At 70.7% G+C, this 12,427-nt stretch carries 9 protein-coding genes; 5 read left to right on the top strand and 4 right to left on the bottom strand.

Going from position 1 to position 12,427, the window contains the following annotated elements; genetic code table 11:
* Window positions 1–154: 154 nt before the first annotated feature.
* Genes DES41_RS39525 through DES41_RS02900 form a run of 3 tightly spaced genes read left to right on the top strand, consistent with a single transcriptional unit; the run spans window position 155 to window position 6,544 of the window.
* Entirely contained in the window at window positions 155–1,930 is a 1,776-nt protein-coding gene (locus DES41_RS39525) for a cyclic nucleotide-binding and patatin-like phospholipase domain-containing protein (protein ID WP_114465766.1), read from the top strand.
* Window positions 1,915–5,781 carry a non-ribosomal peptide synthetase gene (locus tag DES41_RS02905; RefSeq protein WP_114465764.1) on the top strand — a complete coding sequence of 1,289 codons (3,867 nt, stop codon included), beginning with the start codon at window positions 1,915–1,917 and terminating at the stop codon, window positions 5,779–5,781. The genes DES41_RS39525 and DES41_RS02905 overlap by 16 nt, the downstream gene beginning before the upstream one ends.
* Before the next feature lie 58 nt (window positions 5,782–5,839).
* On the top strand, window positions 5,840–6,544 hold the full coding sequence (locus tag DES41_RS02900) for a TVP38/TMEM64 family protein (protein ID WP_170168081.1): 705 nt from the start codon (window positions 5,840–5,842) through the stop codon (window positions 6,542–6,544).
* Here DES41_RS02900 and DES41_RS02895 read toward each other — a convergent pair.
* From DES41_RS02895 to DES41_RS02880, 4 genes are read right to left on the bottom strand one after another with little or no spacing between them, the layout of a single operon-like run.
* Window positions 6,528–7,577, bottom strand: coding sequence for a VWA domain-containing protein (locus DES41_RS02895; protein WP_114465760.1), 1,050 nt, complete (start codon window positions 7,575–7,577; stop codon window positions 6,528–6,530). The two genes, DES41_RS02900 and DES41_RS02895, sit on opposite strands and share 17 nt — an antisense overlap.
* Before the next feature lie 24 nt (window positions 7,578–7,601).
* The gene (locus tag DES41_RS02890; protein WP_114465758.1) at window positions 7,602–8,588 is read right to left on the bottom strand and encodes a DUF58 domain-containing protein; all 987 of its coding nucleotides are present in this window, start codon (window positions 8,586–8,588) and stop codon (window positions 7,602–7,604) included.
* Complete coding sequence (locus DES41_RS02885) at window positions 8,569–9,576, bottom strand: AAA family ATPase (protein ID WP_114465756.1); 1,008 nt, start codon at window positions 9,574–9,576, stop codon at window positions 8,569–8,571. Before DES41_RS02885 ends, DES41_RS02890 begins: the two co-directional genes overlap by 20 nt.
* 18 nt (window positions 9,577–9,594) lie before the next feature.
* Window positions 9,595–10,506, bottom strand: a complete 912-nt coding sequence (locus DES41_RS02880) for a S1C family serine protease (protein ID WP_114466801.1) — start codon at window positions 10,504–10,506, stop codon at window positions 9,595–9,597.
* A gap of 158 nt (window positions 10,507–10,664) precedes the next feature.
* On the opposite strand from DES41_RS02880, the gene DES41_RS02875 reads away from it, so the two are divergent.
* Both DES41_RS02875 and DES41_RS02870 read left to right on the top strand, forming a co-directional pair.
* Window positions 10,665–11,552 carry a TatD family hydrolase gene (locus DES41_RS02875; protein WP_114466800.1) on the top strand — a complete coding sequence of 296 codons (888 nt, stop codon included), beginning with the start codon at window positions 10,665–10,667 and terminating at the stop codon, window positions 11,550–11,552.
* The gene (locus tag DES41_RS02870; RefSeq protein WP_114465754.1) at window positions 11,536–12,318 is read left to right on the top strand and encodes a class I SAM-dependent methyltransferase; all 783 of its coding nucleotides are present in this window, start codon (window positions 11,536–11,538) and stop codon (window positions 12,316–12,318) included. Before DES41_RS02875 ends, DES41_RS02870 begins: the two co-directional genes overlap by 17 nt.
* The last annotated feature ends 109 nt before the right edge of the window (window positions 12,319–12,427 follow it).

Raw genomic sequence — 12,427 nt, 5'->3', positions numbered from 1 at the left:
GTGGAGAAGTGCGTGATAAATCGCGCACTTTTCATGCCAAAGAACGTACTAATTTGTTATCGTCTTGCGCGGGTGCAGGAGTGTGTACTGGCGCATCGACAGACCGGGATCCATTCCGTTCGCATGCGCTCCGCAGAGGAAAGGGTTCCCGCGCATGGTCGCAATCGAGAAGTTTCAGGCGCGCGCACTGCAGGTGCTGAGGAGCAGCCGCATCTTCGGCCAGCTCGACCAAGAGGTGCTGCAAGACCTGGCGCGCTTCCTCGTGCGGCAGGATGTGCCCGGCGGCCACCAGGTGCTGCGTGAGGGCGCGCCTTCGGACAGCATGCTGATCCTGTTGAGCGGCCGCTTGCGGGTATCGCGCACCAATCCCGACGGCAGCCTGCTGCTCTACAACGAGATCAGCGTGGGCGAAGGCGTCGGCGAGACCGGCATGATCCTGCAACAGCCGCGCACGGCCGACGTGACGGCGGTACGGGACTCCACACTGGCCGTGCTGCACAGCAGCGATTTCGAGGCCCTGCTCAAGCTGCGGCCGCTGGCCGTCAACCGGGTGTTCTCGCAGGCCATCTACAACCATCTGCGCCACGGTGCCCAGGTGGTGCAGCGTGCCTTCGCGCAGTCCTTCGTGGTGGTGCCCCTGCACCCGGATGCGCAGGCCGGCGCGGTGGCCCGGGCCCTGACCGCGGCCTTCGCTAAGACCGGGCGCGCGCGGCACCTGGCGCCGCCTGCACAGGAGACCGGTGACGACGACCGCGCCGATGCGCTCGACGAGCAGTTCGACCACCTGGTCTACGAGGCCCAGGCCCAGCCGTCGGAGTGGACACGCCGGGCCTTCCGCCAGGCGGACCAGGTGATTTATGTGGCCCGCGCAGACGGTGCGCTGGCCGTCAGCGAGCTGGAGCAGCAACTGGCGCGCGAACCCGGGTACGCGCTCAAGCGCAAGCACCTGGTGGTCATGCATCCTGCTGATGCCCAGGCGCCGCACGAGGTGCGGCGCTGGCTCGCCGGCCGTGCCTGCGAGCGGGTCTACCCGCTGCGGACCGACCATGTCGAGGACTTCGCCCGGCTGGCGCGCTTCCTGACCGGCAACGCCATCGGCGTGGTGCTGGGTGGCGGCGGCGCCCGCGGCTATGCCCACCTGGGCATCCTGCGCGCGCTGCACGAGGCCGGCATCCCGATCGACATGGTGGGCGGCAACAGCATGGGCGCGCTGGTCGGTGCGCAGTACGCGTGCGATCTGTCGCTGGACGAGATCATGCGCAACACCCAGGCCTTCGCGGCCGGCGGCGAGCGGTTGACGCTGCCCTTGATCTCGTTGGTCTCGGGCTTCCGGGTCGAGCGCGACCTGCGCAAGATGTTCGGCGAGCGCAGCGTCGACAGCCTGTGGCGCCCGTTCTTCGCCGCCGCCTGCAACCTGTCCAAGGGCCACACCACGGTGCAGGACACCGGGCCGCTGTGGAAGGCCGTGCTGGCCAGCAACTCGCCGGCCGGGCTGTTTCCGCCCGTGCTGCACAAGGGCGACCTGCTCGTGGACGGCGCCATCCTGGAGAACGTGCCGGTCGATGCCATGCGCATGCGCCTGGGCACGCCGCTGGAGCGCCGGCGCGGCAACGGCACCATCATCGCCATCGACGTGGACGTGCAGGAAGACCTGGCCGTGGCGCAGGACCTGGCCCGCCTGTCGCGCCGCAGCGCGCTCAAGGGCATGCTGGCACGCAAGCCCACGCAACCCGGCATCGTCGAGATCCTCTACCGGGCCGGCCACATCGGCGGCCTGCACAAGCGCGCCGGCACCGTGGCGCAGGCCGACCACTACCTGGAGCCGCCCGTGGCCGAATACTCCATGATGGACCACAAGCGCGCGCCCGAGATCGTCGAGGCAGGCTACCGCTACGCCGTGGAGAGGATTGCGCAGTGGACGCGCCCGTAGTCCATGCCGACCCGGCCGCCGACGGCGAGCGCAGCGACGGACTGGCGCTGTCGCTGAGCCAGCGCGAGGTCTGGCTGGACCAGCGGGCCTGGCCTGGCAGCGCCCACCTGAACATCGGCGGCGGTGCCTTCCTGGTCGGACTGCTGGACCTGGCGGTCTTCCGCCGCGCGCTCGCGCACCTGGTCGCCGAGAACGAAGCCCTGCGCCTGGCGCCGATGTCGGATGGCCGCCAGCACCTGTTGGCGCCGACCGAGGAGCCGGCGCTGGAGGTGGTGGACCTGGGCGACGCCGAGGACCCGAAGGAGGCGATGCGCCGTTGGTGGCAGCAGCGCATGACCGAGCCCTTCGTGCTGGACGGCCGCTCGCCATGGCGTTTCGCATTGCTGCGCGCGTCCGACCAGCTGCATGGGCTGACCATCCAGTTCCACCACCTGGTCATGGACGGCTGGGGCACCTCGCAGGTCATGCGGCGCTGGGCCGAGATCCACAACGCGCTGCTGGACGGCGAACCGCCACCGATGTCGTCGGTGCCGCACTACAGCACCTTCATCGCCGAGTCCAACGCCTACCGCAGCTCCGAGGGTTTCGCGCGCGATGCACGTTACTGGCGCGAACGCATTCCGGAGCTGCCCACGCCGCTGATCGAACGGCGCTTCAGCCAGGCCCGGCCCGACACGCTGCCGCCGGCCAGCCTGGCCTTCCACCGCGTGCCGCGGGCCGACTACGAGCGCCTGCGCCGCCATGCGACGGAGCAGGGCCAGACCGTGTTCAACCTGGTGCTGGCTGCGCTGGTGCTGTACTTTGCGCGGATCTGCGAGCGCAGCGATGTGATCGTCGGCGTGCCCAGCCTGAACCGGGGCGGGCGCCGCTACACCGACACGCTGGGCATGTTCGTCGGCGTGGTGCCGATCCGCATCGAGATCACGCCGCAGATGCCGGTGGCCGAACTGATCGCCAACGTCGGCGCCTCCATGCGTGCGGCGCTGCGCCATCCGCGCTACCCGATCAGCGAACTCGGCCGCGAGCTGCAGATGATCCGCGCCAACCGCGACGGGCTGTTCGACGTGCTGCTCTCGTTCGAGCGGCAGGACTACGCCGTCTCCTTCGGCGCGGCCCAACTGGTCGAATCGCGCCAGCTGTTCTCCGGCGTGGCCCGGTTCCCGCTGGGCGTGACGGTGTGCGAATTCCACCCGACCCAGGACGTGGAACTCGCGCTGGAGGCCAGCGCCGCCTGCTTCTCGGCCGGCGAGACCGAGCTGCTGGGGCGGCGGCTGTGGCACCTGGTCGAGGCCATCATGGCCACGCCGCCAGGGGGCACCGTCGACGGCATCGAGCTGCTGCCGCCCGAGGAGCGCTGGCACGTGGTCTCGGGCCAGCACAAGGATGTGGCCTGGCACCAGGTGGTGCTGCCCTTCGTGAATTTGTTCGAGTACCAGGCGGCGCTGCGGCCAGAGGCCGTCGCCCTGGCCTGGGACGGCGGCAGCATGGATTACCTGGCGCTGGACCGGCACGCCAACCGCCTGGCGCGCAAGCTGGTCGAGCGTGGCGCCGGGCGCGATGTCGTCGTCGCCATGGCGCTGGAGCGCTCGCCGGAACTGGTGGTCACGCTGTTGGCCATCGCCAAGGCCGGTGCGGCCTTCCTGCCGCTGGACGTGGACGCACCGCTGGCCCGCCTGGGCGCCATCCTGCAGGAGAGCGGGGCGGCGGCGCTGGTGATCCAGCCGCGCCATGCCGACCGCCTGGGCGGGCTGCACGGCAACACGCTGGTGCTGGAGCCGCTGGGCGACGAGCTCTTCGACGCCAACGCGACCGACCTGCCGCCGCGCCGGCCGGCCGCCTCGGACATGGCCTACGTGCTGTTCACCTCGGGATCCACCGGGCGGCCCAAGGGTGTGACCATCGAGCACGGCATGCTGTCGCGCCGGCTCATGTGGCTCTCGCGCGCCTGGGCGGTGGATGCGCGCGACCGGTCCGGCCAGGGCACGCAGGCCACCTTCGATCCCTCCCTGATCGAACTGCTGCTGCCGCTGATCCACGGCGCCAGCGTGGCGCTGCCGCCGCCTGGCCGGCTGCTGCCCGAGATGCTGGCCGATTTCGCGCTGCGCCACGGCGTGACGTTCATGGCCTTCGTGCCCTCCACGCTGGCGCGCTTCCTCGATGCCGTGGCCGGCCGCCCCGGCCTCAAGCTGCGCGTGGCCTGCTGTGGCGGCGAGGTGCTGCCACCCGAGTTGGCCAGCCGCTTCATCAGCGTCACGGGTGGGCGTTTGTTCAACGTCTACGGGCCGACCGAGGCCACCATCTTCGCCACCGCCTGGGAGTGCGAAGCCCAGCGCAGCCACGCGGCACTGCCGATCGGCCGGCCCATCGACGACACCCGCATCTACGTGCTGGACGCCGGCCTGCGCCCGCTGCCGCTGGGCGTGGCCGGCGAGATCTTCATCGGTGGCGCGGCCGTGGCGCGGGGCTACCTGCACCGGCCCGAACTGGACCTGCAGGCCTTCGTGGCCGACCCCTTCCATGTCGGCGAGCGCATGTACCGCACCGGCGACCGCGGCTGGCTGGCCAGCGATGGCCATCTGCACTTCGTCGGCCGGCTGGACCGCCAGGTGAAGCTGCGCGGCTACCGCATCGAGCTTGGCGAGATCGAATCGGCGCTGCTGGCCATCGACGGCGTGGTGCAGGCCGCGGCCGCGCTGCGCGAGCTGCGGGGCAAGCCCGCCATCCATGCCTGGGCCCAGGCGCCGGGCCAGAGCGCCGAGCGGCTGCACGCGCTGCTGCGGGCGCGCCTGCCCGACTACATGCTGCCGGCCAGCATCACGCTGCTGCCCGAGCTGCCGTCCAGCGGCACCGGCAAGATCGACTACAAGCAGCTGCCCGACCCGGTGGCGCAGCCGAGCGGGGGCACGCGCGCCCCGGCGAACGACACCGAGCGCGCGCTGCTGGAACTCTGGAAACAGGTGCTCAAGCTGCCCACGCTGGGCGTGCAGGACAACTTCTTCGACCTCGGCGGCGACTCGCTTGCGGCGGTCAACATGATGAGCGGGCTGGAGAAGCTGGTGGGCCGGCAGGTGCCGCTGTACCTGATCACCGAGCATCCCACGGTGGAGAGCCTGGCGGCCGCGCTGCAGCAGCACAGCACCACGCCCGGCCTGCTGCTGCCGCTGGGCGGCAGCGGCCGCGTGCCGCTGTACTTGGCGGCTTCGGGCCACGGCGACCTGCTGCGGCTGCAGAACCTGGGGCCGGCCATGGGCGAGGCCTGCAGCCTGTACATGCTGCAGCCGCCGCCCGGCGAACCGATCGCGACCATCGCCGAACTCGCCACCATGTACGCCGACCGCATCCAGGCGCAGGCGCTGGCCGAGGGCTTCGACGGTGGCTGGGTGGCCGGCTTCTCGGTGGCTGGCATGGCCGCGCTGGAAACCGCGCGGCTGCTGCGCCAGCGCGGCTGGCCCGTGCGCGGCCTGGTGTTGCTGGACACCACCTACCCCAGCTCGGTGCTGGGCGGCACCCGGGCCTGGCGCGCGGCCGGGTGGATGGTGCGGCACTTCCACATCCAGGACTTAACGATGAACGGCCGCCGGCTCGACGCCATGTTCAACGACCCCGGCCTCGTGAGCCAGGTCATGGCGCTGCGGGGCTACAAGCCCGAGGCCTACGACGGGCCCATGCTGCTGGTGCGCACCTCCGGCCTGCGCACCTGGGACCGCTGGCTGTTCAAGCCCTGGCGCCGGCTCATGGGCCGGCACCTGCGAGAGGTGGAGATCGCCGGCATGCACGGCACCATGTTCGACGAGCGGCATGTGGCCGAGCTGGCCGCGGCGCTGCGCGAGCGCATGGAGCAGGGCCAGTGACGGCCGCCCGGGCTCTCCAAGGCCTTCGGTGCCGCAGCGCGCCGCGCGAAGGTCTCCAATGAGCGCGCCACGCGGATTGCGCGGCCGGCTCTGGGGCCTCGTGCTGGCTCTGGCCGTGCTCATCGGCCTGGCCGTGGCCTGGACCTGGTCGCCCATGCGCGAATGGCTGGATGTGGACCGCATCGTGGATGGCCTGCAGGAGCTGGGCGCATCCTTCGGCCCCGTGGCCGCGGTCGCCGGGCTGAGCCTGGCCCTGGTGCTGGCCGTGCCGCTGACCTTCCTGACGCTGGTGACACTGGTGGCCTTCGGGCCCTGGACCGGCTTCGTCACCTGCATGGCCGGCGCCTTGGTTGCGGCCGCCGCCAGCCATGGCCTCGGGGCACTGCTGGGCCGCGAGGTCGTGCAGCGCCTCGGCGGGCCCCGCGTGAACGCCGTGAGCCAGCGCCTGGCCGACCATGGCCTGCTGGCCGTGGTCGCGATCCGCATGGTTCCGGTGGCGCCGTTCGCCATCATCAACATGGTGGCCGGCGCCTCGCACATCAGCCTGCGCCACATGCTGCTGGGCACCTTCATCGGCATGGCGCCCGGCACCTTGGTGATGGCCTTCTTCGTCGACCAGATCGTCGCGGCCCTGCGCGACCCCGGCCCGCTGACCTACGCCCTGATCGCGGGAACCTTGTTGCTCATCGTCGGCGCCGGTTTCGGCGCCAGGCGCTGGGTGCAGCGCGTGGAGGCGCAGCGCAGCCTCAGAGGACCCGGTTGAACCAGGCCAGCGACAAGCCGGCCGAGATGAGTGCGAGCAGCGCACCGGCCAGCGCCAGCAGCGCCGAGATCTCGGTCTCCTTCTTCTCGACCGTCAGCCGTGAACTCAGGGTCTGGTAGACCTTGCGCAGGTTCTCGGCCGAGCCGGCGTAGAAGTACTCGGCCTGGGTGCGCGTGGCCACGGCCTTGAGCGTCTCCTCGTCCAGCCGCACGCGCATGGACCAGCCCTCGAAGCCGATGGTCTCGCCGTCCACGGTGCCGATGCCCACGGTGTAGACGCGCACGCCGCGGTCGGCCGCCATCTTGGCGGCCTCCAGCGTGTCCACGCCCGTGGTGCGCTGGCCGTCGGTCAAGAGGATGATGGCGGCCGAATCGTAGGAGCCGGGTGCCACCGGGGTGAACTCCTTGACCTCGCCCTTGGCGGCCAGGTCCTTGTCGAGAGACTGGCCGCGCGGACGCTCGCGGCCATACGTCATGGCACCCACGTCGATGCCTGCATCGGGGAACAGTTCGGCCAGCGAGACGACGATGGCGCTGCCGATGGCCGTGGCGCGCTGCAGCTGGAATTTGTCGATGGCCACCACCAGATCCTCGCGCGACAGCGTCGCCGGCTGCACCACCTGCGCCGTGCCGGCAAAGGCGACGATGCCCACGCGCACATGGCGCGGCAGGTCGGCGATGAACGCCTTGGCCGCACTTTGCGCCGCCACCAGGCGGTTGGGCTGCACGTCGGTGGCGCGCATGCTGCCCGACACGTCCATGGCCAGGATGATGGTCTCCTGCTGCGACGGCAGGCTGATCACGGCCATGGGCCGCGCGGCCGCGACGATCAGCGCACCCAGGGCCAGCAGGAACAGGAGCGGCGGCAGGTGCCGCTTGAAACCCTGGCGCGCGCCCATGGCCTCGCGCACGATGGACAGGCTGGCATAGCGCAGTGCCGTCTTCTTGCGCCGGCGCAGCAACCAGAGATAGAGCAGCACCAGCAGCGGTGCCAGCAACAGCAGCCAGAGGAATTGGGGCCAGAGGAAGTTCATGGGCGTTCTCCTGCTGGAACAGGTTCAGGCGGCCATGGCGGGCCGCAGATGGGTTGGCAGGCCGCCGCCGGCACCGGACAGCCGGCTGCGTCGGCGGCGCAGTTCGGCAAAGCGCAGGATGGCGGCCGCGAGGTCATCGTCGGTGGACAGCTCCAGCGTGTCGACCCCGGCCTCGCCGAGTGCCTGGCGCAGTTCGGCTTCGCGCTGCGCGGCGATGCGCGCGAAGCGCTTGCGAAAGCCGGCGTCCGAGGTGTCGACCAGCAGCTGCTCGCCGGTCTCGGCGTCGCGGATGGGGATCAGGCCCAGGTCGGGCAGTTCCAGCTCCAGCGGGTCGAGCAGGCGCACGGCCAGCACCTCGTGGCGCTGGGCCAGCTGGGCCAGCGGCTTCTCCCAGCCCGGCGCGCTGATGAAGTCGGACACCACGAACACGGTGGAGCGCCGGCGCATGAGGCCGCCAGCGGCCTGCAGCAGCTCGTGCAGGTGCGTCACGCGGCCGGGCTCGGCGGCCTGCCCCGGGGCAGGCAGCATGCGGTGCAGCAGATCCAGCACATGCAGGCGGCTGGCGCGCGGTTGCAGCACCTGGTCCAGCCCTGCGCCGTAGAGCATGGCGCCGACGCGGTTGCCATGGCGGGTGAGCAGCCGGGCCAGCACGGCCACGAAGGCGGCCGAGACCTCACGCTTCTTCTGCTCGCCCGAACCGAAATCGACCGAAGGCGACAGGTCGAGCAGGAACCAGGCCGCCATCTCGCGGTCCTCGGTGAACACGCGCACATGCGGCTGCTGCAGCCGGGCCGTGACGTTCCAGTCGATGTGGCGCACGTCGTCGTGGTGCTGGTATTCGCGCAGATCCGCGAGGTCCATGCCCGTGCCGCGCATCAGCGTGCGGTAGTCGCCCTGCAGCAGGCCGTCGAGCCGGCGCAGCACCGTCCACTCGAGCCGGCGCAGCAGGTGCTCTGCCTGCGCGGCCGGTGCTGCGGGTGTGGCCTTGGGTTTAGGCGGCGAGCTTTTCATGTTCCAGCGGCTTGGGCGGGGCCGGGATGCGGGCCATGACCTTGCCGATCAGCGTGTCGGCCGTGACGCCCTCGGAAAGCGCCTCGTACGACAGCGCCACGCGGTGGCGCAGCACGTCGGGCACCAGGTCGCTCATGTCTTCGGGCAGCGCGTAGCTGCGCCCGCGCAGCATGGCCAGCGCGCGCGCGCCCTCGGTCAGGTTGATGGTGGCACGCGGGCTGGCACCGAAGGTGATGAAGCGCGCCAGCTCCTTGAGGCCGTGCGCCTCGGGCCTGCGCGTGGCCGAGACCAGCTTGACGGCGTACTGGATCAGCGATGGGTCGACGTAGATGCGCCGGCATTCCTTTTGCAGCGCGGCCAGTTGCTCGACCGTGGCCACGGGCGCCACCTGCACGGCTGGGCCGGTCACGCGCGTCACGATCACGAACTCTTCCTCGTCGGTCGGGTAGTCGACCAGCACCTTCATCATGAAGCGGTCGACCTGCGCCTCGGGCAGCGGGTAGGTGCCTTCGGTCTCGATCGGGTTCTGCGTGGCCATCACGAGGAAGGGCTTGGGCACGTGGTGCGTCTCGCCCGCGATCGTCACCTGGCGCTCCTGCATGACCTCGAGCAGCGCGCTCTGCACCTTGGCGGGTGCGCGGTTGATCTCGTCGGCCAGCAGCAAATTGGTGAATACCGGACCCAGCGCGGTGGCGAAGTCGCCGGTCTTCTGGTTGTAGATGCGCGTGCCGACCAGGTCGGCGGGCACCAGGTCGGGCGTGAACTGGATGCGCTTGAACTGGCCCTGGATGGTTTCGGCCAGGGTCTTGACCGTGAGGGTCTTGGCCAGCCCCGGCACGCCTTCCACCAGCAGATGGCCCTGGGCCAGCATGGCCACCATCACACGCTCGAGGAAACGGTCCTGCCCGACGACGACACGCTTGACCTCGTAGAGGATCTGCTCCATCAGCTGGGCGGTGTCTGGGCTCTGGGTGCTGGCTTCGCTCATGAAGGGTCCTCAGGATGGTCAGAAGGGATGCAGGCCCACGGCCGAGGCGGCGTTCTCGATCGGCACGGCAAAGCCGATGCCCACGAAGGTGCGTTGCTGCGACGGGTTGAGGATGGCGGTGACGATGCCGACCACCTGCCCGTCCATGGTCACCAGGGGGCCGCCGGAGTTTCCGGGGTTGGCCGCGGCGTCGAACTGGATCAGGTTGGTCAGCACATGCTTGCCTTCCGGCGAGCGGAACGAGCGGCCCAGGCCGGAGACCACGCCGGCCGAAGTCGAGGGGCCGATGCCGAAGGGAAAGCCGACCGCGACCACCTGGTCGCCGGGCGAGAGGTCGGCCGTGGAGCGCATGGTGGCGGCGATCATGTCGTCCGGGATTTTGTGCGCCTGCAGCACGGCCAGATCGTTCTCGGGCTGCATGCCGGTCACGCTGGCGGTGGTTTCCATGCCGTCGGAGAACGTGACCTTGATGCTCTGCGCACCGGAAACCACATGCAGGTTGGTCAGGATGATGCCCTTGTCGACGATGACCACGCCGGTGCCCACGCCTTGCTCCACGTCCTTGCCGTCCTTGCCCTTGACGAAGCCCATGACGCGCACCACCGACGGGATGATGGCGGCGTAGGCCTTGGCCGCCGGCGACGGCAGCACGTTGGTCTCCAGCGTGCGCATGACGGCCGCGTCGATGTCCTTCTGGGTCAAGGTGCGCGTGCCGGGACGCAAGGCGACGGTGCCGGCACCCAGCGCCGCCGCCGCCAGCAGCACGATGGTGGCCCACAGCAGGCGCGGATCGCTCCACCAGCGCTTGCGCATGGACGGTGGCGCCGCGGGCGCTGCTTCGGGGGGCTGGGGGGGGGAGGGGGCAGCGTCGGCATCCGGCGGCTCGGGTCGGGCACGGGATGCACTGCTGTAAAGAGCCGGCCTACGCATGGTGATCACCTGATGGGACGTTGTGCGGATCTACGCAATGACAGTACCACGGTTCATTCCAGGGCGCATCCCCGGCCGGAGGGCATCCCCCAGGCGACGTACGGCGATGCCGCACCGGACCCGTGCAGCGCCCGCAGGCCGCGCGCTACAGTGGTGCCATGCCCTGGATCGACACCCACTGCCACCTCGATGCGCCGGAGTTCGGGCGGGACCACGCACTGGCGCTGGCGGCGCGCGCGCAGGCGTCCGAACGCGGGGTGGCGCTGTGCGTGGTGCCGGCCGTTGGCGTGTTCGATTTCGACACGGTGCGCGCCTTCGCCCACCGCACGGGAGATGCCTACGCGCTGGGCATCCACCCGCTGCTGGTGCCGCGCGCCGACGACGGTGACCTGGAGCGGCTGGACGCTGCCCTGACGGAACACGCCGGCGACGCGCGCCTGGTCGCGGTCGGCGAGATCGGCCTGGACTTCTTCGTGCCCGAACTAACTGAGCCGGCCATGCGCGCGCGCCAGCTGCACTTCCTTCGCAAGCAGCTGCAATTGGCGCGGCGCCACGGCCTGCCGGTCATCGTGCACACGCGGCGCAGCGTGGACCAGGTCCTGCGCCAGTTGCGCGAGGTCGGCGCGGGCGGCCGCTGGGAGGGCATCGCCCATGCCTTCAACGGCAGCGTGCAGCAGGCCAGGGCCGTGCTGGCCCAGGGCTTGAAGCTGGGGTTTGGCGGTGCCATGACCTTCGACACCGCACGCCAGCTGCGCCAGCTGGCCGCCGAGCTGCCGCTGGATGCCATCGTCATGGAGACCGACGCACCCGACATCCCGCCGCAATGGCTCTATGTGCGCCAGTCCGAGCGTGCTGCCGGCCGGCCCCAGGGCCTGAATACGCCGGCCGAGCTGCCGCGCATCGCCGAGACGTTGGTGGCGCTGCGCGGCCTGCCGCTGGCCGACATCGAGGCGGCCACCACGGCCAACGCGCTCGTGGCCCTGCCGCGCCTGCGGGCGCTGTTACCCGGGCAGGCCACAATCGCGGACGATGACCAAAGCCGCTAAATCCGCCCCTGCACGACGCGCCCAGCCCGCGCTGCCCGAGGTGCAGTTCGCCGACGATGGCGTGGTGCGCACCCTGCACTTGGGCACCGAATGGGTGCAGGGCTCGATGCTGATCGACAAACCCTACGACATCGAGCTCGAGTACGTGCAGCGCATGATGGCCTGGCTGCTGTTCGTGCCCGCCGAGGGCATCACCAAGCGCCACGCCATGCAGTTGGGCCTGGGCGCCGGCGCGCTGACCAAGTTCTGCCACAAGAAGCTGCGCATGCGCACCACGGTGATCGAGCTGAACCCGCAGGTGATCGCGGCCTGCCGCGGCTGGTTCAAGCTGCCGCCGGACGATGCGCGGCTGCACGTGCGCCTTGCCGACGCCGCCCTGGCGGTGCTGGACGCCACGCTGCACGGCACCGTCGATGCGCTGCAGGTCGACCTCTACGACCACGAGGCGGCTTCTCCCGTGCTGGACAGCGCCGACTTCTACGCCGACTGCCGCCGCCTGCTGACCGAGGACGGCGCCATGACGGTCAACCTGTTCGGCCGCTCGTCGCGCTACGAGGCGAGCCTGGAGCGCATTGCGGCGGCCTTCGGTGAGTCCGCGGTCTGGGCCTTCCGGCCCACGCGCGAGGGCAACACCGTGGTGCTGGCCCAGCGCGAGGCCAGCCGGCCCGAGCGCGCCGACCTGCTCGCCCGCGCGGCCGACATCGAATCGCGCTGGGGCCTGCCGGCGCGCAAGTGGCTGCGCGTGTTCAGCCCGGTGGCGCCATGAGCGCACGCGGCGAGGGGCCCCGCAGCGCGGGGATCGACGCCAGCGCGAGGGGCGCCGGCCACCGACCAGCGCGGCCTGTGTTCTCGTGCGATGGCGCGGAGGTGGCGCC

The sequence above is a fragment of the Pseudorhodoferax soli genome (assembly GCF_003337555.1).
In the GTDB taxonomy this organism is placed as follows: Bacteria; Pseudomonadota; Gammaproteobacteria; order Burkholderiales; family Burkholderiaceae_C; genus Pseudorhodoferax; species Pseudorhodoferax soli.
Note: the sequence above shows the minus strand (reverse complement) of the source record. Positions and strands in the feature narration are given on the sequence as shown.